Genomic DNA, 24,035 nt, shown 5'->3' on the forward strand with positions numbered 1-24,035 from the left:
GTTGTCCGACACCGGCAACGAACTCACGTCGCGCAGCTTAACCAATCCGAGCTTTCAAAAGCGACAACGAGAGCCTTACGACACAAAAAATATCAGGCGTTCTCTCCGCCTTCGCCATTTTCCGCGTCGCCGGTGTTGCCAGCAGCATCGTCCGGACCCGAATCGCCTTCGAGTTCGGCCTCGGCTTCCGCCTCGGCAATATGCTGCAGTCCCGACAACTTCGTTCCCTCGTCAAGGCTGATGAGTGTAACACCTTGGGTTGCACGGCCCATTTCGCGGATTTCCGAAACACGCGTGCGGATCAGCACGCCCGCGGTCGTGATCAGCATGATCTCGCTCTCGGGCTCGACGAGCGTCGCAGCGACGACACGGCCGTTACGTTCCGAGGTCTGGATCGCGATCATGCCCTTCGTGCCGCGACCATGGCGCGTGTACTCGTTGATCGGCGTGCGCTTGCCGTAACCGTTCTCGGTCGCCGTGAGCACCGACTGGTTCTCGCCGCCCGCGACCAGCATCGCGATGACCTGCTGCCCGTCTTCCAGCTGCATGCCACGCACGCCGCGTGCCTCGCGGCCCATCGCGCGCACGTCGTTCTCGTCGAAACGCACGGCCTTGCCGGCGTCCGAGAACAGCATGACGTCGTGCTCGCCGTCGGTGATCGCGGCGCCGATGAGGTAATCGCCCTCATCCAGACCGACCGCGATGATGCCCTTTTTCATCGGACGGCTGAACGCTTCGAGTGGCGTCTTCTTGACGGTGCCGAGCGCGGTCGTCATGAACACGTACTTGTCCGCCGAGAATTCCTTGATCGGCAGAACGACGTTGATCTTCTCGCCATCCTGCAGCGGGAACATGTTGACGATCGGACGGCCGCGCGAATTGCGCGAGCCCTGCGGCACTTCGTACACCTTGACCCAGTAGACGCGGCCGCGGTTCGAGAAGCACAGCATGTGATCGTGCGTGTTCGCGATGAAGAGCGTGTCGATCCAGTCGTCTTCCTTCATCTGCGTGGCCTGCTTGCCGCGCCCGCCGCGCTTCTGCGCGCGATACTCGGAAAGCGGCTGCGACTTCACGTAACCCGAGTGCGACATGGTCACGACCATTTCCTGCGGCGTGATCAGGTCTTCGGTGTTGAGTTCCGTCGCGTTCATCTCGATGCGTGAGCGACGCTCGTCGCCGAACTCGGCGCGAATCTGGCCCAGCTCCTCGACGATGATCTGGCGGATACGCTCCGGCCGCGCGAGGATGTCGAGCAGATCGGCGATCTGCGCCATCACCTCGCGATACTCGCTCGTGATCTTGTCCTGCTCGAGGCCGGTCAGGCGTTGCAGGCGCATCTGCAGGATTTCTTGCGACTGGACGTCCGACAGCTTGTACAGCCCGTCTTCCTGGAGACCGTAAGCGGGATTCAGCCCTTCCGGACGATAGGCTGCGCGCCCGCCCGATGCCTCGGATTCGGTGCGCGTCAGCATTTCGCGCACGAGCGACGAATCCCACGGACGCGCCATCAGCTCCTGCTTGGCGATGGGCGGCGTCGGCGCGGCCTTGATGATCGCGATGAATTCGTCGATGTTCGCGAGCGCGACGGCGAGGCCTTCGAGCACGTGCCCGCGATCGCGCGCCTTGCGCAATTCATAGACCGTGCGCCGCGTCAGCACTTCCCGTCGATGCGACAGGAAGCACTCGATCATTTCCTTCAGGTTCAGCAGCTTCGGCTGGCCGTCGACGAGCGCGACCATGTTCATGCCGAAGGTGTCCTGAAGCTGCGTCTGCTTGTACAGATTGTTCAGGATGACTTCCGGCACTTCGCCGCGCTTCAGCTCGATCACGACGCGCATGCCGCTCTTGTCGGATTCGTCGCGGATGTCGGAGATGCCCTCGATCTTCTTCTCGTTGACGAGTTCGGCGATGCGCTCGAGCAGCGTGCGCTTGTTCACCTGATACGGAATCTCGTCGACGATGATCGCCATGCGCTGGCCGCGATCGATCTCTTCGAAGTGCGTGGCCGCGCGCATCACGACGCGCCCGCGCCCCGTGCGATAGCCGTCGCGCACGCCCGCGACGCCGTAGATGATGCCGGCGGTCGGGAAATCCGGCGCGGGCACGATCTCGATGAGTTCGTCGACGGTGGCTTCGGGCGTGTTCAGCAGATGCAGGCAGGCGTCGACGATCTCGCGCAAATTGTGCGGCGGGATGTTGGTCGCCATGCCGACCGCGATACCGGCCGAGCCGTTGATCAGCAGATTGGGGATGCGGGCCGGAAGAACGAGCGGCTCGTTCTCACTGCCGTCGTAGTTCGGACCGAAGTCGACGGTTTCCTTGTCGATGTCGGCCAGCAACTCGTGGCCGATCTTCGCCATGCGAATTTCGGTGTAGCGCATGGCCGCGGCGTTGTCGCCGTCGACCGAACCGAAGTTGCCCTGGCCGTCGACCAGCATGTAGCGCAGCGAAAATGGCTGCGCCATGCGAACGATCGTCTCGTAGACGGACGCGTCGCCGTGAGGATGGTATTTACCGATGACGTCGCCGACGATACGCGCGGACTTCTTGTACGCGCGATTCCAGTCGTTGTTCAGCTCGTGCATCGAGTAGAGCGCCCGACGATGCACCGGCTTCAGGCCATCGCGGACATCGGGAAGCGCGCGCCCGACGATCACGCTCATCGCGTAATCGAGATACGAACGGCGCATTTCCTCCTCGAGGGAGATTGGCAGAGTCTCTTTGGCGAATTGATCCATTATCCGTGTCTTGTACTTTGCAGCGGCGACACGGCAGCGCGCGCGGCGAATTCGCGACCCGCCAGCCGCGCGACGAGCCGGCGTGGCGCGTAGCCGACGTACGCTGCGCGCCGCGTATGCAGCGCATGCCTTTTATGCGCTGCGAACGCAGCACATCAGGAGATTCTACCATGCGCGATATTCGCGCCCGAACGCGCACTGTATACATACAGTTGTATGTCGGTCGGGACACCGGCATGTGCGCGCCGACTTCGCAATGCGCAACGCCGTACCAATTACTTACAAAAACCGGGGAACGAATTCAGTCATTTCGTCACGCGGGCGGGCTATCATGCCGCCTCGTCGTTTTGCCAGACGCATGAGTACCCGCGATAAAAATACGCAGGAAATCGCTTTCGGGCACGCAATGTGCGCGCGTTTCGCGCCTTCCGCGGCCTCGACCGTCTCCTGTCCCCTTCTTGTTGCGCATGCACCACATAAGGTTGCGGGCGTACCGGGGTCGGGGATATTTTTATCGTCGCAAGGGAACGATATGGCAAAATGCCAACGCACAAACTTAGACACTGCTCGAAGTCTATACAGCGCGTTTTGTTCCGTAGGGAATGTTATACTTCGAGCAATGTATGACTTGTCTTCGTCTACAGGCTCGCAGTAAACCTGCGGTAATCTCAATTTCGAGAGGAGAAATATGAATAAACTTTCAAAGCTCGCGTTCATTGCAGCTACCGCAGTTATGGCTGCATCGGCCTCGGCACAGTCCGTGCCGGCCTCGCGACAAGCCGTGAACGATAACTGGGTGAACGGTACGGGCGAGTATGTGTGGATGAACGGCACGAACGAACTGTGCTGGCGCGACGCATTCTGGACCCCGGCTACGGCAAACGCGAAGTGCGATGGCGCGCTGGTCGCGCAAGCACCGACGCCGCCGGCACCGGTCGCTCCGCCGCCCCCGGTCATCCAGAGCCAGAAGGTCACCTATCAGGCTGACGCGCTGTTCGACTTCGACAAGGCAGTTTTGAAGCCGGCCGGTAAGGAAAAGCTTGACGATCTCGCATCGAAGATCGGCGCGCTGAACCTCGAAGTCGTCGTTGCGACGGGTTACACCGACCGCATCGGTTCGGACAAGTACAACGACCGTCTGTCGCTGCGCCGTGCGCAAGCTGTGAAGGCTTACCTGGTCAGCAAGGGCATCGAAGCCAACCGTATCTACACGGAAGGCAAGGGCAAGCGCGACCCGGTCACGAAGGGTACCTGCCAACAGAAGAACCGCAAGCAACTCATCGCCTGCCTCGCACCGGATCGTCGCGTGGAAGTCGAAGTTGTGGGCACGACCCGTCAGCCGCAGCAGTAATCGCGAGTTGGATTGCCGCAGATCAAACCCCCGCTTCGGCGGGGGTTTTTTTATGCCCGAAGCTTTTGGGGCATTCGTTTAATGAATCATCATTTCGGGTAGGCTTCAGCTATTGCCCTTTTTGCCCGCCCATTGCAGCGCCTATATACTCGGTTCTAATCGATTCACGACTCAAACAAGGCATTTCCGAACATGACCAACGTCGATCCCCACGAACTACAAAAATTCAGCGAGCTCGCGCATCGCTGGTGGGACCCGAACGCCGAGTTCAAACCGCTGCATGAACTGAACCCGGTACGGCTCGACTGGATCGACGCGCATGCGCGTTTAAGCGCCAAGCGCGTGCTCGACATCGGCTGCGGCGGCGGCATTCTGTCCGAATCGATGGCCACGCGCGGCGCGAACGTGAAGGGCATCGATCTGTCATCGAGCGCGCTCGGCGTGGCCGATCTGCATAGTCTCGAGAGCGGTGTCGAAGTCGCGTATGAAGAGATTTCGGCGGAGGCGCTCGCCGCGCGCGAGCCCGGTTCCTACGACGTCGTCACCTGCATGGAGATGCTGGAGCACGTGCCGAATCCGGCAGGCACCGTCGCGGCATGCGCCGCGCTCGTGAAGCCCGGCGGCTGGGTGTTCTTTTCCACGCTGAACCGCAACGCGAAGGCCTATCTGTTCGCCGTGATCGGCGCCGAATACATCGCGCGCATGCTGCCGCGCGGCACGCACGATTATTCGCGTTTCATCAAGCCGTCGGAGCTCGCCACGTTCGCGCGCGCCGCCTCGCTGCTGCCCGTCGACATCAAGGGCGTTACCTATCGGCCGATCTCCAGGCACTTCGGCCTGTCGAACGATTCCAGCATCAACTACATGATGGCTTGCCGCCGCGAAGCCTGACGCCATGATCAACGACGATCCCCTGTCCACGGGTACCATCGACACCAAGCCTCTTCCGGAAGAGACCACTCCCCTGCCCCAGCGCCTCGCCGAAGGCGACGGTCTCGGGTTGTGCCAGGCCGTGCTGTTCGACCTCGACGGCACCATCGCCGATACCGCGCCCGATCTCGTCGCCGCGGTGAACAAGATGCGGCACGACCGTGGCCTCGAAATGCGTCCTCTCGAAACGTTGCGGCCGTATGCGTCGGCGGGCGCGCGCGGGCTGCTCGGCGGGGCGTTCGAGATCGGGCCGGAGCATCACGACTTCGCGTCGATGCGCGATGAATTCCTCGCCAACTACGAGGCCGATCTCTGCATCGAAACCACGCTCTTTCCGGGCATCAGCGAGATTCTCGATCAGCTCGATGCGCGCGGCGTGCGCTGGGGCATCGTGACGAACAAGGTGACGCGTTTCGCCGCGCCGCTCGTCGGCTTGCTGGGGCTCGACACGCGCGCCGGGTGCCTCGTCTGCGGCGACACCACGCCGCATTCGAAGCCTCATCCTGCGCCGCTCCTGCACGCGGCCGAGTTGCTGGATGTCGCGCCCGAACGCATCGTCTATGTCGGCGATGATCTGCGCGACGTGCAAGCCGGCTTCGCGGCGGGCATGATCACCGTGGCAGCCGCCTACGGCTATTGCGGCGACGACATTCCGCCGCGCCGCTGGCATGCGAATCACGTGGTCGATTCGCCTGAAGAGTTGCAGAACCTGCTGCGCGACATCGCGTGAGTTGCGCGCGAGCGGCACACGTAATGCCTTGAAAACCGCGCCGTTCGCCTCAGATGACTTTTCGTGGGATAATTTCCGTTCTGCTTGGGGGCGACCTGGTTTCGACAGGGGTTGTGAAGCGGTCAGGGCATACCGAGGACCCGTCACCTCGTTAATCAATGGGAAAAACGTAACTGCAAACGACGATACGTTCGCACTGGCAGCCTAAGGGCCGCCGTCCTCTCACTAATTCGCTGACGGGTTAGGGTAGCAATGCCACGAGAGGTCATATACGTCAGATAAGCTTTTGCGGCGTCACGACGCCAAAGTCGAAAATTTAGTGAATCGCCTTAACGCAGCGTGTTCGTCCGCGTCGTTGGGGCTAAATCAAATGACAGAACTAAGTATGTAGAACTGTTCGTAGAGCGCTTCTGGACGCGGGTTCGATTCCCGCCGCCTCCACCAAAAATACCCCCCGGTTAAAACCCGCGATTGCGCAAGCATCGCGGGTTTTTTCTTTGGCGCGCGACAGACGAAAAAAAGCCCCGCGCGAGGCGGGGCAAACATCCTTGAGAGACGTAGCGAGGACAGAGACCACCTCCACTACGCCCGAGAGAATAGGCTTCCGAAGCCATGGTTCGTATCGGACCGGTCCTAATGCTGCTGCCGTGTGTCAATTATCAACCGTTCGGCGCGCGGGCGACGGCGATCCCGCGAGCGCACTTAGTTCGCGCCGTCTTTCGGACACTTCAGATTGCAGCCGTTCGGATCGCCGTTGTCACCGCGTCGGCGCATGGCGGACTTTCCGTTCTGATACTTCTCAGAAGGCGCGGAGGCCGCGAACTGCATCTGCGGATGCTGGTTGAAGCGGAATTCGTCCTGCAGCACCCCGCCCGGAATGCCCGGTGAATTCTGGGCAAAGGCGACGGGAATCAGGTACATCGCGCCGGCGACGAGCGCGGCGGAAGAACAAGCGAGCAACGAGAGTTTCATGGCGGTATATCGCGCGAACAGAACGCGCTCAGAGCAGTGAAAGTCGACAGCAAACCGTTAGGTTAACCCAATTCGCCGCCGATGACAGTTTTACCTCCGTCATGCTGTCTTACCGCGCGTTTCCGGTTTTCCGCACGCGCTCACTTCAGCCACGCAATCCTTCGTCGATATCGACGAGCGAGCCGCAGCGCGCCGGATCATAGCCTTCGAGATGAGCGACGCTTTCCGTGAAGCCTTCGCTGCGCAGAATGCGCAATACGGAGGCTAGACGCGCCTCGTCGAGCCGCGCGCGCTCGCACGCGAAGAAATAATCCTCGTCGATGATCGGAATGAAATCGAGCGCGAAATGCTGTGCGGCCGGCTGCACGCCGAAGCCGAGATCGGCCATGCCGCTCGCGACGAACGCGGCGATCGCCGAATGCGTGAGTTCCGTGGTCGCATAGCCGTTGATCTGGTCCGGATCGACACCTACACGCCGCAACGACAGATCGAGCAGCATCCGCGTACCTGAGCCCGGCTGGCGGTTGACGAAACGCACGTCGCTGCGCGCGAGATCGCGCAAACCGGAGATCTGCTTCGGATTGCCCTTCGGCAGAAAAAGCCCTTGTGTACGCCGCGTGAGCCGGATCAACTGATGTTTGTTCTGGTCCAGAAAAGGCCGATAGATATCCGCGCACGTCGAACGGAATTCGCCGATCGGCAAATGGAAGCCAGCCAGTTCGCATTCGCCGCGCGCGAGCGCGCTCACGGCTTCGGCGCTCTCGCGATACTTGATGTCGACCGGCACGCGCTGATCGCCGAGCGCGCGCACGAGCGTGGCGACCGCATAGCCGTGCGACGCGTGAATCCGCACTTGCGTCACGCCGCCCGCGAGGCGCCGGTTCAACTCCATCGCGACTTCGTTCGCCACCGCCTGCAACGGTGCTTCGAGCCGGTCGCCGCAGACGCGCTGCGCGCGCAGCACCGACTCGCCCAGCTCCGAGAGCACGGAGCCGCGCCCGCGCGATTTGGTGATGAGCGCGCCGCCGAGACGCGCCTCGATTTCGCGCAACAGACCCCACGCGTGCCGGTAGGACAAACCCTTAGCGCTCGCGGCATTCGCGATGCTGCCCGTCTGTGCGACCAGCTGCAAAAGCGGCACAACCGCGCTGAGACTGGTTTCCCGGCCGTCGGCGTCTCGCAGAACCAGTTCGGCACGGCATTCGACGTCCACCATATGCACTCCTTCTTCCTATTGCCAAGATATATCACGACGCCTATTGTTCTTTTACAGGCTCGGCACCCGTAATTATATCGACTCAAATATGTACCAACAAAACATATGCCGAGTGTTGGAGGAGCCCCATGACACATCCGCAGCTTTCCGCCGCTGCATCCGCTGAACTCGTGCGTCGCCACGCCGTACAAGGTGCGACGTTGATGACCATTCTTCACGCCATCCAGGACGAAGTCGGCTACGTGCCCGAGACGGCCATCGCGCCGCTGGGACAGGCGCTGTCGCTGTCGCGCGCCGAAGTGCACGGCGTGATCACGTACTATCACCACTTCCGTTCCGCGCCGCCCGCGCGCGTGACCGTGCAGGTTTGCCGCGCGGAAGCGTGCCGCAGCATGGGCGTGGAAGCGCTGAAGGATCACATCGAAGGGCACACCGGCTGCCGCTTCGACAGCGGTCATGCCGAGGACACCGAGCTCGAATCGGTGTATTGCCTCGGCCAGTGCGCGCTGTCGCCGTCGATGATGATCAACGGCGAATTGCACGCGAAGGTCACGCCGGCGAAGTTCGACCGCCTGTACGCCGCGGCGCAAACGAAAGTCGCGGAGGTGACGGCATGACGCGCATCTACGTTCCCATCGATTCCGCCGCGCTCGCGCTCGGCGCGGAATCCGTCGCGCAAGCCATCGCGAGCGAAGCGCAAAAGCGCGGCCTCGACGTGCAACTCGTGCGCAACGGCTCGCGCGGCCTCTTCTATCTCGAACCGCTCGTCGAAGTGGAAACGCCCAACGGTCGCATCGGCTATGCGAACGTCGAAGCCGAAGACGTCGCCGCGCTCTTCGACGCCGGCTTTCACGAAGGCGCAGCGCACGAAAAGAACGTCGGCGTGGTCGACGAAATACCGTATCTCAAGAACCAGCAGCGTCTGACGTTCGCGCGCATCGGCATCACGGACCCGCTTTCGATCGACGATTACACCGCGCTCGGCGGCCTGCAGGGATTGCGCAACGTGCTCGACATGAACGGCGACGCCGTCTGCCAGGCGCTGCTCGATTCCGGCCTGCGCGGACGCGGCGGCGCGGCGTTCCCCGCCGGCATCAAGTGGAAGACGGTGCGCGGCGCGTACGCGGATCAGAAGTACATCGTCTGCAACGCGGACGAAGGCGACTCCGGCACGTTCTCCGACCGCCTCGTGATGGAAAGCGATCCGTACATGCTGATCGAAGGCATGATCATCGCGGGCGTGGCGGTGGGCGCGACCGAAGGCTACATCTATGTGCGCAGCGAGTATCCGCATTCGATCGATACGCTGAACCGCGCGATCGAAAAGGCGCGCGACGCCGGCTGGCTCGGCGCGAGCGTGCTCGGCACGTCGCACGCGTTCGAGCTGTATGTGGCGAAGGGCGCGGGCGCGTATGTGTGCGGCGAGGAAACGGCGCTGCTCGAATCGCTCGAAGGCAAGCGCGGCATCGTGCGCGCGAAGCCGCCGGTGCCGGCGCTCACCGGCCTGTACGGAAAGCCGACCGTCATCAACAACGTCATCACGCTCGCGACCGTGCCGATCATCTTCGCGAAGGGCGCGGCGTTCTATCGCGACTTCGGCATGGGCCGTTCGCGCGGCACGCTGCCCTTCCAGATCGCGGGCAATGTGAAGCAAGGCGGACTTGTCGAACTCGCGTTCGGCGTGACGCTGCGCGAGCTGCTCTACACCTACGGCGACGGCACCGCGACCGGACGCCCCGCACGCGCGGTACAGGTGGGCGGCCCGCTCGGCACATATCTGCCGGAAAGCCAGTGGGACATTCCGCTCGACTACGAGGAATACGCGAAGGTCGGCGCGGTGGTCGGTCACGGCGGATTGGTGGTTCACGACGACACCTCGAATCTCGCCGAACTCGCGCAATACGCGATGCACTTCTGCGCGCTCGAATCGTGCGGCAAGTGCACGCCGTGCCGCATTGGCTCGACGCGCGGCGAGGAAGTCATCGCGAAGATCCGTGAGGGCGATACGTCGGTGAAGCAGATCACGCTGTTGCGCGAGCTGTGCGACACGATGGTGTCCGGCTCGCTCTGCGCGATGGGAGGCATGACGCCGTTCCCGGTGATGTCCGCGCTCGATCACTTCCCCGAGGACTTCGGGCTGCCCCGCACGCCCGCACAGAAAGCGGCATAAGGAGACAACAATGTCCAATACCAACAACGGCTGCGGCTCCGGCAATTGCGCGTGCAAGAGCGCGGCATCGGTGCAGCGCCGCGATCCGTTCGACGATACCGATTACGGCACGCCGCTGCGTCATGCCGATATCGACGTGACGCTCGAAATCGACGGTCAGTCCGTCACCGTGCCCGCGGGCACGTCGGTGATGCGCGCGTCGATCGAAGCGGGCGTCAACGTGCCCAAGCTCTGCGCCACCGACTCGCTCGAACCGTGGGGTTCGTGCCGTCTGTGTCTCGTCGAGATCGAAGGCAAGCGCGGCTATCCCGCGTCGTGCACGACGCCCGTAGAAGCGGGCATGAAGGTCCGCACGCAGAGCGACAAGCTGCAATCGCTTCGCAAGAACGTGATGGAGCTTTATATCTCCGATCACCCGCTCGACTGTCTCACCTGCCCCGCCAACGGCGATTGCGAACTGCAGGACATGGCGGGCGTCGTCGGCTTGCGCGAAGTGCGTTATGGCTATGAAGGCGCGAACCATCTGAAGGACAAGAAAGACGAGTCGAATCCGTACTTCACTTACGATCCGTCGAAGTGCATCGTCTGCAATCGATGCGTGCGCGCGTGCGAAGAGACGCAAGGCACGTTCGCCCTGACCATCGCGGGACGTGGTTTCGAATCGCGCGTCGCGGCGAGCGAGAACGTGCCGTTCATGGAATCGGAATGCGTGTCGTGCGGCGCGTGCGTTGCCGCATGCCCGACCGCGACGCTGCAGGAAAAGACCGTCATCATGCTCGGTCAGGCCGAGCATTCGGCGATCACGACGTGCGCGTATTGCGGCGTCGGCTGCTCGCTCAAGGCGGAGATGAAGGGCAATACCGTCGTACGCATGACGCCGAACAAGAACGGCCAGGCGAACGAAGGTCACGCATGCGTGAAGGGCCGCTTCGCGTGGGGCTACGCGACGCACAAGGACCGCATCAAGAAGCCGATGATCCGCGCGAAGATCACCGATCCGTGGCGCGAAGTGTCGTGGGAAGAAGCGCTCAACTATGCGGCGAGCGAATTCCGCCGCATCCAGGACAAGTACGGGCGCGATTCGATCGGCGGCATCACGTCGTCGCGCTGCACGAACGAAGAGACGTATCTCGTGCAGAAGCTCGTGCGCGCCGCGTTCGGCAACAACAACGTCGATACCTGCGCGCGCGTGTGCCACTCGCCGACGGGCTACGGCCTGAAGACGACGCTCGGCGAATCGGCGGGCACGCAGACGTTCGCGTCGGTCGAGCAATCGGATGTGATCATCGTGATGGGCGCGAATCCGACCGACGGCCACCCCGTGTTCGGCTCGCGCCTCAAGCGCCGCATTCGCGAAGGCGCGAAGCTGATCGTGATCGATCCGCGCCGCATCGATATCGTCGATACGCCGCACGTGAAGGCGCAGTATCACCTGCAACTGCGGCCCGGCACGAACGTCGCGATGGTCAACTCGCTCGCGCATGTGATCGTCACGGAAGGCTTGCTGAAGGAAGACTTCATCGCCGAACGCTGCGAAGAGCGTGCCTTCGGCCAGTGGCGTGATTTCGTCGCGAAGGAAGAGAACTCGCCCGAAGCGATGGAAGCCATCACCGGCGTGCCCGCGCAACAGGTCCGCGAAGCCGCGCGCATCTACGCGCTCGGGGGCAATGGCGCGATCTACTACGGCCTCGGCGTGACCGAGCACGCGCAAGGCTCGACCACCGTCATGGGCATCGCGAATCTCGCGATGGCGACGGGCAACATCGGCCGCGAAGGCGTCGGCGTGAATCCGCTGCGCGGGCAGAACAACGTGCAAGGTTCGTGCGACATGGGCTCGTTCCCGCACGAGTTGCCGGGTTATCGGCATATCAGCGATGCGGCCACGCGCGCGCTCTTCGAGGAAGCGTGGGACGTGAAGCTTCAGCCGGAGCCGGGCCTGCGCATCCCGAACATGTTCGATGCCGCGATGCACGGCACCTTCATGGGCCTCTATTGCCAGGGCGAGGACATCGTCCAGTCGGACCCGAACACGCAGCACGTCGCGGATGCGCTGTCGTCGATGGAATGCATCGTCGTGCAGGACATCTTCCTGAACGAAACGGCGAAGTACGCGCACGTTCTGCTGCCCGGCTCGACCTTCCTCGAAAAGGACGGCACCTTCACCAACGCCGAGCGCCGCATCTCGCGCGTGCGCAAGGTGATGCCGCCGCTCCCGGGCTACTCCGACTGGGAAGTGACGATCAAGCTCTCGCGTGCGCTCGGCTACGAGATGAACTACGCGAACCCGTCCGAGATCATGGACGAGATCGCGCGTCTCACGCCGACGTTCCACGGCGTCTCGTATGAACGCCTCGACGAACTCGGCAGCATCCAGTGGCCGTGCAACGAGAAGGCGCCGGACGGCACGCCGACGATGCATATCGACGAATTCGTGCGCGGCAAGGGACGCTTCGTCATCACGAAGTTCATCGCGACGCCGGAGAAGGTCACGCGCAAGTTTCCGCTGCTGCTCACGACCGGGCGCATCCTGTCGCAATACAACGTCGGCGCGCAGACGCGGCGTACCGAGAACTCGCAATGGCACGACGAGGACCGTCTGGAGATTCATCCGGTGGACGCGGAGGATCGCGGCATCAGGGAAGACGACTGGGTCGGCATCGAGTCGCGCGCGGGGCAGACTGTGTTGCGCGCAAAGATCTCGGAGCGCATGCAGCCGGGCGTCGTCTATACGACGTTCCACTTCCCGGAATCGGGCGCGAACGTCATCACGACGGACTCCTCCGACTGGGCGACCAACTGCCCGGAGTACAAGGTGACGGCAGTGCAGGTGATGCCGGTGGAACAGCCGTCGCAATGGCAGAAGGAGTACTCGCGCTTCAATACGCAGCAGCTCGAGCTGATGAACATGGCCACTTCAGGGAAATAGCAAATGGATGTCGATAACCTGATCGAGATGGCGAACCGCATCGGCGAATTCTTCGATTCGATGCCGGACCGTGCCGAAGCCGTCGACAGCATCGCGGAGCATATCCGGCGCTTCTGGGAGCCGCGCATGCGGCTCGCGATTCTCGGCGCGCTCGACGACCCGCAAGCGAGCGCCACGATGGAGCCGATCGTGCTGGAGGCGCTCAAGCTGCACAAGGCGGATTTGATGCCGAAGACAGCTACCGCCTGAACCCGCTCAAAGCCCTGCACCGCAGGGCTTTTTTTCAATCTTCGCGATACTCGCGTTCCGCTTTGCGTTCCGCACTCGTGTCCTGCGCGCCGAACCACGTTTCGCAATGGCGCAGCAGGCCATGCACGTCCGATGGCGCGCGCCCGCGCGCGGCGATGTATCCATCCGGACGCACGAGATAGAACGCGGGCCGCGTGCGGCCGTAGTTGTCCGTCAGCGAATTCGCGCCCTCGCCATGCGTATCGGTGATGCGCCAGACGCGCACCGCGTTCGGCATGATGTTATCGAGCGCTTTCACGAAGCCATCGAGATCCGGATCGCGCATCGCGTGCGCCACGGTGATGGTCGCGGGCGCGAGCGCGATATCGTCCTCGCCGGAGGGATTCACGAGCAGAAAGAGCGAAAAGCAGCCGGGGTCGTGCAGATCGTAGAGACAGCCGACGCCCGGCACGCGTCCGAGCGGTCCGTCCACGACATGCACACGTGCATCGGGCGCACGCTCGCCCGCGCGCGGGCCGCCATCGAGCAGACGCTCCAGCGTGAGCGGACTCTTGCGATAGTTGATCGACAGCTCGCTCACCGTGCGCCGCATCGCGTCGCGCAACGGGCCGATCGCCGCGAGCGCGGGCATCACGTGCTCGCGCATCAGTTTCATCGGGCCGTGCTCGGCGCCGGCCATCTGCGTGAGCATGCTGGACTGACGCAGCACGTCGCGCTCGATCGGATGCCGCTCCGTGTGATAGCTGTCGAGCAGCCGCTCGGGCGCGCCGCCCGCCAGCATGCGCGCGATCTTCCAGCCGAGATTGAACGCTTCCTGAATGCCGGTGTTCATGCCCTGCGCGCCGGCCGGACTATGCACGTGCGCCGAATCGCCCGCGAGGAACACGCGTTCCACGCGCAGCCTGTCGACCATGCGGCTGTTCAAATGAAAGTACGACGACCATGTCAGGTTCGACAGCGCGACCTTGTGATGCACGCGCCGCTCGACCAGCGCACGGCATTCGTCGAGCGTCGGGCCAGTCTTCCCGTCCGCCGCGTTGGCCGCGTTCACTGCGTTCACTGCATTCACCGCGCTCGCAAGCGGCGCGGGCAGATCGGCGATCAGGCGGGCGCGGTCGCCGCCCATCGGAAAGAGCGCGGCGAGCCCTTCGCCGGAAGCGAAGATATGGAACTCGTCGTCGGGCCAGTCGGAGTCCGCTTGCAGATCCGCGAGCAGATAGGTTTGATCGAAGGTCTTGCCATCGAAGCCGATGCCGAGCCGATGCCGCACGAAGCTGTGCGCGCCGTCGGCGGCGATCAGATAAGAAGGCCGCAACAGTTCATCGCGTCCGTTCGGATGACGCAGCGTCGCCTGCAAGCCCGCTGAACCTTGCGAGAAATCGACCACTTCGACACCACGCTCCACCATGACGCGATGACCCGCGAGATGCTCGGCGAGCAGGCGTTCGGTCTGCGATTGTTCGAGAAAGAGCAGATACGGATAACGCGTCTGCAGGGGATCGAAGTCGAGGCGCGCGAGGCGCTGGCCATTGGAATAGAGATTCGCGACGCGCGCGCGATGGCCGAGTTCGAGAAACGGTTTGACGACACGATGCTGCTCGAAAAGCTCCAGCGTGCGGGCCTGAATGCCGATCGCGCGTGAATGCGGCGACGGCTCGCGCGCACGGTCGACGAGCCTGACCGGAATGTGCGCACGCGCGAGGCTCATCGCGGCGGCGAGGCCCGTCGGACCGGCGCCGACGATCAGAACGGGCGCCACGTCCAGCTTGTCGTTCGGATTCAGCTTTGGCGCAAACATGCGGTCCTCCCTGAAACGTCACGATGCCTAGTGTACGCCCGCGCCTCCCGCTTTCGGCACGCCGGAACCTCAGTGGGCGTGCCCGCGCTCGTTGAGCACGCACGCCTGACACGATTCGCCGAACTCCACCTGCACGGTCGCGTGATGCATCGAATACTCGCCGCGCAGCGTCTTCACGACGTCCTGCACGAACGCATCGCCGGGATGGCCTTGCGGCATCACGAGATGCACGGTGAGCGCGTTTTCGGTCGTCGAAAGCGCCCAGACGTGCAGGTCGTGCACGTCGCGTACGCCGGGAAGCTGCTGCAGATACCGCTCGATACGCGACAGGTCGACGGAAGGCGGCACCGCGGCCATCGCGAGGCGCATCGCGTCGCGCCCGAGTCCCCAGGTGCCGTAGACGATCACCGACACGACGATCAGGCTCATCAGCGGATCGAGCCAGCTCGCGCCCGTGAACAGGATGATGAGACCGCTCACCGCGACGGCCGCGGAGATCGCGGCATCGGCGGCCATGTGCAGGAACGCGCCGCGCACGTTGAGGTCGTCCTTGCTGCCGCGCATGAAGAGCCACGCGGAAAAACCGTTCACGACCATGCCGAGCGTCGCGACGATGAACACGTCGAGCCCCGCGACCGGCGCCGGATTGATGAGCCGCTGGATCGCTTCGAGGACGATCGCGCCGCACGCGAACAGCAGCAGCGCGGCATTGGCGAGCGACGCGAGAATCGACGAACTGCCGAGACCGAACGTATAGCGTGCGCTCGGCTGACGCCTGCCGAGCCACACGGCGGCCCACGCGAGCAGCAGGCCGAGCACGTCGGAGAGATTGTGGCCGGCATCGGCGAGCAGCGCGGTCGAATGCGCGAGAAAGCCGTAGATCGCCTGCACGACCACGATCACCACGTTCAGGGCGACCGCGAGCGCGAACGTGCGGCCCTGCCCCGCCTGCGGCGCGTGATGGTGATGATGGCCGTGCCCGTGCTCGTGGCCGTGCGCGTGCCCGTCGTGATGTTCGTGTTCTTCGTGTTGATGCGTGCTCATGGCGTGCTCATCGTTCGGTGCGTTTCATTCGATATCGCTGGCGTCGGCCTGCGGCTCCGCGATGTGCTCCAGCAACTCCCCCAGCATCGCGCTGATGTGGCGGTCGGCGGCCACGTAGAAGACCTGTTTGCCCTGGCGTTCGGCCCGCACGATGCGCGCCGCGCGCAACAGACGCAAGTGATGGCTCACGAGCGACGCCGACAGCCCGAGCAACTCCGCGATCGCCCCGACCGCGCGCCTCTGCTCGACGCACGCGAGGACGATGCGCAAGCGCGTCGGGTCGCCTAGCAGGCGGAACAGGTCGGCGAGCGGCACGACGCGGTCATCGGAGGTGATCGGGCTGGCGGCGGGAGGCGAATCGGCAGACACGGATATCGACAACGTATGAATAGCTGTTCAGATGTTAAGTGCCATCGCCGCAACATGTCAATCGCGCTTTCCGGAGCGGCGGCGCGGGTGTGGGAAAATGCGGGGTTTGCTTTTTCCCGGCCAGAAGTTTCCCGTCATGGACACCGTATTCGCCCGCGGTTTCGCGGCCCATCGTGACGGCCGCCTGACCGACGCGGAGCGCGACTATCAGGCCGCGCTCGCCGCCGAACCCGAACACGTCGACGCCCTTCACTACCTCGGCGTGCTGCGCCATCAGCAAGGCCAGCACGCGGAGGCGGCCGAACTCGTGCGTCGCGCCGTCGACCTGCGTCCGAGCGATGCCGGTCTGCAGCTCAATCTCGGCAACGCGTTGAAGGCGCTTGGCCGCCTCGACGACGCGATCGAACGGTTTCGTAACGCGCTCACGCTCGCGCCGGGTTTCCCGCTCGCGCAGTACAACCTCGGCAACGCCTACACGGCGGCCGGCCGCCACGAAGACGCCGCCGATGCGTTCGAAAAGGCGCTGCGCCTGCAGCCCAACGATCCCGCCGCGTGGAACAACTTCGGCAATGCGCTCTCCGGGCTGCGCCGCTTCAAGGACGCCGCGCACGCGTTCAAGCGCGCGCTCGCGCTGCGCCCGCGCCATGCCGGCGCGCACAACAATCTCGGCATGGCGCTCAACGCGCTCGGCGACACGCTCGGCGCCATCGCGCACTTTCGCGCGGCGCTGGACGTCGAGCCGAATTACGTCGCCGCGCATTTCAATCTCGGCAATCTGCTCGACGCGAACGGCCATCCCGATGACGCGCTGCCCGTGCTGCAAAAGGCGGTCGCGTTGCAGCCGCACTTCGCGCCGGGCTATTTCGGGCTCGGTCACGCGCTCGCGAAGCTCGGCCGTCACGATCAGGCCGTGCTCCACTTCGAGCGTGCGGTCGGACTCGATCCGAAATACGGCGTCGCGTGGCTGTGTCTCGGCAACACGCATCTGGCGCTCGGGGCGCATCGCGCGGCGCTGCGCGCGTTCGAGATGGCGTTGCGCATCGATCCTTCGATGCCCGCCGCGCATCTGAACCGCGCCCTCGCGCTGCTCGCGACCGGCGATTACGCGCGCGGTCTCGCCGGCTACGAATGGCGTCTGCAGACGCCCGGCAGCGAACCCGCGCCGTCCTTGCCGCGCTGGCAAGGCGAAGCGATGCCGGGCCGCACGCTGCTCGTACGCGCCGAGCAGGGTTTCGGCGATACCTTGCAGTTCGCGCGCTTCGTGCCGTTCGCGGCGAAGCTCGTCGGCAAGCTGGTGCTGGAAGTGCAACCCGCGCTCGTGCCGCTGCTCGCGCCCGCCGCGCATGCCGCACGCGTCGAGCTGAAAAGCAAATCGGATGGCACGGCGGTGGCCGCCGACGCGTTCTGCCCGCTTCTCAGCCTGCCGCTCGCGCTCGGCATGACTTCGCCCGATTCGATTCCGGCGCGCGCGCCCTATCTCGTCGTGCCCGCCGATTACCGGCGCAAGTGGCGCGGGTCGATCGGCGGCCAGGAGCGGCGCAAGATCGGCATCACGTGGTCGGGACGGATGCAGCCGGGCGAGACGCGTTCGGTGCCGGTTTCCGAACTCGCCCCGCTCTTCGCGCTCGGCGGCATCGACTGGATCGTGCTCCAGCCGTTCCTCACCGGACGCGAGCGCGACGTGTTACGCGCGCATCCGAACACGAAATCGATCCATCTGCTGGAAGGACGCCTCGAAAACTTCGCGGATACCGGCGCGATCGTCGATCGCCTGGACGCCGTGGTGTCGGTGGATACGTCCGTCGCGCACCTCGCGGGCGCGCTCGGCAAGCCGGTCTGGGTGATGCTGCCATTCGCCGCCGACTGGCGCTGGGGCGTCGTGTCGAACGACAGCGCGTGGTATCCGGATGCACGTCTCGTGCGGCAGCGCGCGCCGGGGCAATGGCGGGAAGTGATCGAGGAAACGGCGGCGGCGCTGGCTGCGGTTCCGGCGTAAAAAATCCCTCGCTTTTCCGGCGAGGGATTTTTTCTGGGACGCCCGCTTCCGTCAGGCCGTCTTGTACTGATTGCGCGCCTCGGGCGAGCGATACAGCACGAGCGTCGCGATCAGGCCGCAGATCGCGGCGAGGCCCATCCACAGACCCGGCGCGGCCTTGTTGCCGGTCGCATGGATCAGATACGTGGAGATCGCCGGCGTGAAACCACCGATCGTCGTTGCAAGGCTGTAGGCCATCGAGAAACCGGTCGTGCGCGTTTCGACCGGCATGACCTCCGTCAGCGCGACCACCATCGCGCCGTTATAGCTGCCGTACAGGAACGACAGCCACAGTTCGCACATCAAGAGACGCAGGAACGACGGGTCCGCAACCAGCCATTGCACCACCGGATACGACGTCAGAATGGTGAGAATCGTGAACACGAGCAGCACCGGACGCCGCCCGACGCGATCCGACAGCGCGCCCATCAGCGGCAGCCAGACCAGATTCGAGATGCCGACGCATACCGTCACGACGAGCGCATCGACGGCGGAGAGCTTCAGGACTTCCTTGCCGAAGGTCGGCGTGTACGCGGTGATCATGTAGAACGACACCGTCGTCATGATGACCATGCCCATGCCGGCGAGCACGATGGCCCAGTTCTGCGCGATTGAGCGCGCGATCTCGCCCATGCCCGGACGATGCTTCCTTGCGAGAAACTCGTCGGTTTCGCGCAGCGACCGGCGGATGATGAAGAGAAACGGCACGATGAGACAGCCGATCAGGAACGGCACGCGCCAGCCCCAGGCCGTCATCTGCTCGGGCGGCAGCAGGCGGTTCATGATCACGCCGATCAGCGCCGCGAACACCACGGCGACCTGCTGGCTGCCGGACTGCCACGAACAATAGAAACCCTTATTCCCCTTGGTGGCGATCTCGGACAGATACACCGACACCCCGCCCAGTTCGACGCCGGCCGAGAAGCCTTGCAGCAGCCGCCCGCCCAGCACGATGATCGGCGCCAGCGCACCGATGGTCGCATAGCCCGGCACGAGCGCGACGCACGCGGTGCCGACCGCCATCAGCCCGAGCGTGAGGATCAGGCCCTTGCGCCGGCCATGATGGTCGATGTACGCGCCGAGCACGATGGCGCCGACCGGCCGCATCAGAAAGCCCGCGCCGAAGACGGACAGCGCGAGCATCAGCGAGGCGAATTCGTTGCCGCTCGGAAAGTAGGTCTTGGCAATCGCCGAGGCATAGTAGCCGTAGACCATGAAGTCGTACATTTCAAGGAAGTTTCCGCTGACGACGCGAAAGACCGACTTGAACTTGGATTCGTTGGCTGGTGTGACGTGGGTCGTGGACATGACTTTCCCGGAATCGGTGAACGCACTCGCGATGCGCTCGATTTTAACGCCTCCCCGCCCGCGCCTGCACACAACTTCGTTTAATTTCGCCTAAATCAACATTAAAATACGGTTACATATGCCCAACTTTAAGCTGACATCCGAACAGAAACTGGACGCGAAAATTTCGCTGCGCGCGGCGACATCGGCCGATACGGCGCTCATTGCGTCGATGCACACGCGCAGCTGGGCATCGGCGTATCGCGGCATCCTGCCGGACAGCTACCTCGATCGCGATCTGCAGGCCGAACGCGCGGCTCACTGGGAGGCGCGCATAAAGGAAGTCGAGGCCGGCGCGGCCAGCGTGTTCATCGCGGAGCATGAGGGCGATGCCGTCGGCTTCATCTGTGTCGTGGAGCCGGACGAGACGGGGAGCGTGCTCGTCGACAACCTTCATGCGCTGCCCGGGCGTCGCGGTCTCGGCACGGGCACCGTGATGCTCGACGAAGCGGCGCGCTGGGCCCGCGGGCGCGGTGCGCGGCAGTTGCATCTCTACGTGCTCGAGCAGAACGCGGCGGCGATTGGCTTCTACGAGTCGCGCGGCTGGAAACGGGCCGCGCGCGAAGCGGACCATATGGCGGGCATCGATCTCTTTTCACTGCGTTACGTGTTTCCGCTCGACCAGGAACAAGCACAAGAACACCAGATCGGTCAATAAGCATTCCTGTCAAAAATAGACAATAGGAATCTTCTGGTCGTCGCGCGCTTAACCGTTTCGTATCATCGCGGGTCGAATTTCCGACTATCCTCGCGCCGACCCGCGGTGCTGTCTTCTGCGGCCACGAAGGTCCGGGCGGGCTGTTTCGTTGTCCGCGCCCGGGCGCACGCATGTGGAATCTTCATGACCGAACCCTTGATCGTAGTGGAAGGCAATCTGCGTCTGCCGACGCTGCGCGCACTGACGGACCCGTTGTTGAACTTCGGTTTCGAGTGGTCGCCCATACGTTCGCGCCCGGCTCAATCGCAGTTCGAATATGCGCTGTTCGCGGCGCGCCTCGATACCGCGTACGTGCCCGCGCTCGCCCTGTCCGACCGGCGTTCGCCCTATCGTCCCGCGAGTCTGTGGGCGGTTTTCGCACGGGATCATCTGCCCCCCGCGATGCTGAGCCTGCTAGCGGTTCCGCAGACCACCACCCACGCCGACGACTTCCGCGCCGAACCGATTCATCTGGAGGTCGGCGCGCCGGCGGCCGCCCGCAGGCATGGCTTCAGCAAGCCGGTCGCCACCGCCATCGCTGCTGCGTGCGGCGTGCTCATCGTATGGTTGCTGTTCGGGCTTGGACCGGGCTCGACACGCAACACGCGCCCCGCGTCCGCCGAAAATATCGGGACGCGCGCTCATCCGGATGCTGTCGCGCCCGCACCAGCCCCGACGACGCTCCCCGCCGCCGCGTCCACGCCGAGCGCGCTTGCGAAGGTCGAAGCGACACCGGACTTGCCGGCACCGCCAGCCGCCACGATTGCGAGCACGAAACTCCGCGCCAGCAAAGCGACCGATTCAGGGGCGATACGACTCGAATCCGTGCTTGGCGCGACGGCGCCGAAGAAATCGGCCCGGCGTCCGGTCGCCGTGGCCGCAGTCGGCGACCGGAAGCCCGAGGGGCACATCAGGACCGTCCACGTTCCGCGAGCGAAGCCCGCGCCAGCTCACGCCCACACGGCGGTCGAGCGCATCGAGCGCTTCGAACACGTCGCGAGGCACGAGGTCATGCCGCATGCGCGCGCGACATCGGTCCAGGCACAGACGAGACGGACATCGAAAGCCGCTACGTCGATGGACCCGACCGCGCTCTATCAGATGCTCCAGCATTCACCGACCCTCGACAGCAACGCGGGCCCGTCCGGCCACGCTGCCGAGAACGGAGCGCGCTAAGCAGCGCATCACGCACCGACAGCCGATCAACCCTTCCGGCCACGACGCCAACATGAAGCAACTACGTTATCTCCATTACGCGACTCTCACGCTCGCCTTGTCCCTGTGCGGCATCCTTGCGCCACTCGCGAGCACGTTCGCGGCTCCCGAGGCGGCCAAGGTGGCCGAAAAGGCAGTTCAGCCAGCGGCCGCGCCCGAGGATCTGTCCGACCTGAACGCCGATTCCAACGCACCGCGCGTCGAAGGCAATATCGCCGAATTGCAGAATCTCGTCCAGGCGGGAAGCCTCACGGAATTGCGCGCGACGCGCAACGGCAGCTACGGCGCGAAGCTCTTCTTCCTCACATCGGAGATGCTGTACTACGTCGCGCTCTCGCAGGACGAACGCTGGTGGCGCGTCGTGAAGACGCAGGACGCGGCCCGCGCGGAATCGATCTACGCGCAGTTCGCGCGCAAGAGCTTCGATCTCGCCGATGGTGAAATCAGCCGCACGCAACTGCAGGCGCAGAAGGCGCTGCTCGAACGCGTGATCGCGAAATCGGCGGATCGGGCGAACCGCCTTACCGCCGACCTCGCGCTCGCGCAGCAGCAGGATTCGCAAGTGACGCAGCGTCAGCAGCAGCTTCAGGCGGAGTCGGCCGTATTGCAGACGGACAAGCTCGAAGCCGAACGCAAGCTGCGCGCGCTGCAGTTGCAGGTCGAACAGCTTCAGAAGCAGACGGAAGCCGGACTCGCGCCGGTGACCTCGCGCTGATTCATCCGCACACACGCGACAAACACGAAGGCCCGCTCGAATCGAGCGGGCCTTCGTCGTTTGCAGTCTGCCGAAAAAACTAGAACCGCGTCTCGCGCGCGACGCGCAGGAACGTGTCGAGCAGCGGCGTGCAGTCGAGCAGTTCCGCGCCGCCCGCGCGATGAAACTCCGGGTGCCACTGCACGCCGACCACGAACGGCGACTTCCGGTACCGCACCGCCTCGATGATCCCGTCCGACGCCGACACCGCCTCGATGTTCAGATCGCGCCCGAGCGTCTTCACCGCCTGATGGTGGATCGAATTGACGATCGCCTCGCGCTGGTTCGGGAACATGTTGACGAGCGTGGAGCCATCGGGGAAGCGGATCGAGTGGCGATGCTGGTCGTATTTCTCATTGACGTGGATGCCGGCGGTCGGCACATCGGTGGCGATGTCGCCGTAGAGCGTGCCGCCGAACGCCACGTTGATCAGCTGACAGCCACGGCACACGCCGAGCACGGGCTTGCCCGACTCGACGAACTCGTGGAGCAGCTCCAGCTCGTACATATCGCGCACGCGGTCGCCCGGCCATTCCGGACGCGTCGTTCTCTCCTCGTAGGACTGCGGAGAAACGTCGGCGCCGCCTTGCAGAAGAAGGCCGTCGAGATGCTTCGCGTAGTCGCGCAGACGGATATTGCTCGGATGGAGCATGCCCTGATGACCGACCGTCGGAATCATGAAGACGAGCACATCGCGCGACATGACCCAGTGCGCGATCGATTCCTCGAGATATTGCAGCGTCTTGCCGCGCAGCCCTTTCGCTCCCGGTTCGGGGTGAAAGATGCGCGCCGACACGCCGATGCGCAACGTGCGCTGCGTGATGCGCTGCCCCGCGCGATCGAAGATCTGACGCGCGCGCGCCGCGACGATGCGCCCGAACACCGACCACGCCGAGTCGGACTGCTTGAGATACGCGGGCTGGGCCGGCGCGGCCGCCTGTTCGGGCGGCGGCGCGACCGGCGGATTGAGCTTGCCGAAATCCGGCGCGTCGGAAAAGGCCGGCGGCATGCCGACGGCGGGCGGCGGAACGGTGCGGCCAGTCGGAGAATCGGTCGCGGCGGATTGCGAATTGGCCGTGCTCGCGGCTTCCGCTTCGGTCGCGGCTTCGAGATTTTCGGCGAGACTCGCTTTGGTGTTGGCCGATGCGCGCTGCTTGTCGCGCACCGAGGCTTCCTGCGCGGCGGTCGCACTCGCCGCCGATGCGCGCGCTTCGCGGGCCGCCTGCTGGGCGTCGTCGCGACGCGCCTGGGCCGTGTCGACCGGCTCCACGTTCGATGCGCTCGAAGGCGCGTCCGTCGATGCCCGTTCGGTCGCGCTCGCCTTGGGGCCGGGCGCCGAGGCCGCCGCCGCCGCTGCGGGCGGCGCGGTGGGATTCGCGCCCGATGGTCCGTCTGCCGCCTGGGAATCGGCGCCGCTTCGGCGTGCGTCGGTGTTGCTTGCGTCGTTGGACGTTTTGTTATCGCTCATTCCGGATTCAGGCGCGCGAGCGCCAT

19 protein-coding genes and 1 other RNA gene are annotated in these 24,035 nt (G+C 64.2%); 12 read left to right on the forward strand and 8 right to left on the reverse strand.

Annotated elements, in window-relative coordinates; translation table 11 throughout:
• Positions 1-92 precede the first annotated feature (92 nt).
• Positions 93-2,738 carry a DNA gyrase subunit A gene (gene gyrA / locus BTHE68_RS09600; RefSeq protein WP_162066126.1) on the reverse strand — a complete coding sequence of 882 codons (2,646 nt, stop codon included), beginning with the start codon at positions 2,736-2,738 and terminating at the stop codon, positions 93-95.
• Between the two features lie 688 nt (positions 2,739-3,426).
• On the opposite strand from gyrA, the gene ompA reads away from it, so the two are divergent.
• The 4 genes from ompA to ssrA all read left to right on the forward strand — a co-directional run bounded on the left by ompA (position 3,427) and on the right by ssrA (position 6,193).
• Positions 3,427-4,089 carry an outer membrane protein OmpA gene (gene ompA / locus BTHE68_RS09605; protein ID WP_044041477.1) on the forward strand — a complete coding sequence of 221 codons (663 nt, stop codon included), beginning with the start codon at positions 3,427-3,429 and terminating at the stop codon, positions 4,087-4,089.
• A 192-nt stretch (positions 4,090-4,281) separates the two neighbouring features.
• Positions 4,282-4,980, forward strand: coding sequence for a bifunctional 2-polyprenyl-6-hydroxyphenol methylase/3-demethylubiquinol 3-O-methyltransferase UbiG (gene ubiG, locus BTHE68_RS09610; protein ID WP_162066127.1), 699 nt, complete (start codon positions 4,282-4,284; stop codon positions 4,978-4,980).
• A 4-nt stretch (positions 4,981-4,984) separates the two neighbouring features.
• Positions 4,985-5,749 (forward strand): phosphoglycolate phosphatase, encoded by a 765-nt coding sequence (gene gph, locus BTHE68_RS09615; RefSeq protein WP_162066128.1) that lies wholly within the window; start codon positions 4,985-4,987, stop codon positions 5,747-5,749.
• An 86-nt stretch (positions 5,750-5,835) separates the two neighbouring features.
• Positions 5,836-6,193: a transfer-messenger RNA gene (gene ssrA / locus BTHE68_RS09620) on the forward strand.
• Positions 6,194-6,451: 258 nt separating this feature from the next.
• On the opposite strand, the gene BTHE68_RS09625 is transcribed toward ssrA, so the two are convergent.
• Both BTHE68_RS09625 and BTHE68_RS09630 read right to left on the reverse strand, forming a co-directional pair.
• Positions 6,452-6,721 (reverse strand): hypothetical protein, encoded by a 270-nt coding sequence (locus BTHE68_RS09625; protein ID WP_162066129.1) that lies wholly within the window; start codon positions 6,719-6,721, stop codon positions 6,452-6,454.
• A 145-nt stretch (positions 6,722-6,866) separates the two neighbouring features.
• Positions 6,867-7,937 (reverse strand): substrate-binding domain-containing protein, encoded by a 1,071-nt coding sequence (locus BTHE68_RS09630; protein WP_162066130.1) that lies wholly within the window; start codon positions 7,935-7,937, stop codon positions 6,867-6,869.
• A gap of 128 nt (positions 7,938-8,065) precedes the next feature.
• On the opposite strand from BTHE68_RS09630, the gene BTHE68_RS09635 reads away from it, so the two are divergent.
• From BTHE68_RS09635 to BTHE68_RS09650, 4 genes are read left to right on the forward strand one after another with little or no spacing between them, the layout of a single operon-like run.
• Positions 8,066-8,554, forward strand: a complete 489-nt coding sequence (locus BTHE68_RS09635; protein ID WP_162066131.1) for an NAD(P)H-dependent oxidoreductase subunit E — start codon at positions 8,066-8,068, stop codon at positions 8,552-8,554.
• Positions 8,551-10,107 carry a formate dehydrogenase beta subunit gene (locus BTHE68_RS09640; RefSeq protein ID WP_162066132.1) on the forward strand — a complete coding sequence of 519 codons (1,557 nt, stop codon included), beginning with the start codon at positions 8,551-8,553 and terminating at the stop codon, positions 10,105-10,107. The genes BTHE68_RS09635 and BTHE68_RS09640 overlap by 4 nt, the downstream gene beginning before the upstream one ends.
• Positions 10,108-10,117: 10 nt before the next feature.
• Entirely contained in the window at positions 10,118-13,033 is a 2,916-nt protein-coding gene (gene fdhF, locus BTHE68_RS09645) for a formate dehydrogenase subunit alpha (protein ID WP_162066133.1), read from the forward strand.
• 3 nt (positions 13,034-13,036) lie between these two features.
• Complete coding sequence (locus BTHE68_RS09650; protein WP_162066134.1) at positions 13,037-13,282, forward strand: formate dehydrogenase subunit delta; 246 nt, start codon at positions 13,037-13,039, stop codon at positions 13,280-13,282.
• Between the two features lie 34 nt (positions 13,283-13,316).
• On the opposite strand, the gene BTHE68_RS09655 is transcribed toward BTHE68_RS09650, so the two are convergent.
• From BTHE68_RS09655 to BTHE68_RS09665, 3 genes are all read right to left on the reverse strand, one after another.
• Positions 13,317-15,080 carry an FAD-dependent monooxygenase gene (locus BTHE68_RS09655; RefSeq protein ID WP_162066135.1) on the reverse strand — a complete coding sequence of 588 codons (1,764 nt, stop codon included), beginning with the start codon at positions 15,078-15,080 and terminating at the stop codon, positions 13,317-13,319.
• 69 nt (positions 15,081-15,149) lie between these two features.
• The gene (locus BTHE68_RS09660; protein WP_162066136.1) at positions 15,150-16,124 is read right to left on the reverse strand and encodes a cation diffusion facilitator family transporter; all 975 of its coding nucleotides are present in this window, start codon (positions 16,122-16,124) and stop codon (positions 15,150-15,152) included.
• A 24-nt stretch (positions 16,125-16,148) separates the two neighbouring features.
• Positions 16,149-16,493, reverse strand: a complete 345-nt coding sequence (locus BTHE68_RS09665; protein ID WP_061179498.1) for an ArsR/SmtB family transcription factor — start codon at positions 16,491-16,493, stop codon at positions 16,149-16,151.
• Positions 16,494-16,629: 136 nt separating this feature from the next.
• Here BTHE68_RS09665 and BTHE68_RS09670 point away from each other — a divergent pair, with 136 nt between their 5' ends.
• Positions 16,630-18,489, forward strand: a complete 1,860-nt coding sequence (locus tag BTHE68_RS09670; protein WP_174258005.1) for a tetratricopeptide repeat protein — start codon at positions 16,630-16,632, stop codon at positions 18,487-18,489.
• Positions 18,490-18,540: 51 nt separating this feature from the next.
• On the opposite strand, the gene BTHE68_RS09675 is transcribed toward BTHE68_RS09670, so the two are convergent.
• Positions 18,541-19,836 (reverse strand): MFS transporter, encoded by a 1,296-nt coding sequence (locus tag BTHE68_RS09675; protein ID WP_162066138.1) that lies wholly within the window; start codon positions 19,834-19,836, stop codon positions 18,541-18,543.
• A gap of 118 nt (positions 19,837-19,954) precedes the next feature.
• On the opposite strand from BTHE68_RS09675, the gene BTHE68_RS09680 reads away from it, so the two are divergent.
• The 3 genes from BTHE68_RS09680 (at position 19,955) to BTHE68_RS09690 (ending at position 22,502) form a co-directional block, all read left to right on the forward strand.
• Positions 19,955-20,533 carry a GNAT family N-acetyltransferase gene (locus BTHE68_RS09680; RefSeq protein ID WP_232077871.1) on the forward strand — a complete coding sequence of 193 codons (579 nt, stop codon included), beginning with the start codon at positions 19,955-19,957 and terminating at the stop codon, positions 20,531-20,533.
• A 183-nt stretch (positions 20,534-20,716) separates the two neighbouring features.
• Entirely contained in the window at positions 20,717-21,748 is a 1,032-nt protein-coding gene (locus BTHE68_RS09685) for a hypothetical protein (protein WP_162066139.1), read from the forward strand.
• A gap of 52 nt (positions 21,749-21,800) precedes the next feature.
• On the forward strand, positions 21,801-22,502 hold the full coding sequence (locus BTHE68_RS09690; RefSeq protein ID WP_162066140.1) for a DUF2968 domain-containing protein: 702 nt from the start codon (positions 21,801-21,803) through the stop codon (positions 22,500-22,502).
• Positions 22,503-22,581: 79 nt separating this feature from the next.
• Here the strand turns inward: BTHE68_RS09690 and BTHE68_RS09695 are convergent, their stop codons facing one another.
• On the reverse strand, positions 22,582-24,009 hold the full coding sequence (locus BTHE68_RS09695; RefSeq protein ID WP_162066141.1) for a gamma-glutamyl-gamma-aminobutyrate hydrolase family protein: 1,428 nt from the start codon (positions 24,007-24,009) through the stop codon (positions 22,582-22,584).
• Between the last annotated feature and the right edge of the window lie 26 nt (positions 24,010-24,035).

The organism is Burkholderia sp. THE68, from assembly GCF_009938265.1.
Taxonomy (GTDB): domain Bacteria; phylum Pseudomonadota; class Gammaproteobacteria; order Burkholderiales; family Burkholderiaceae; genus Caballeronia.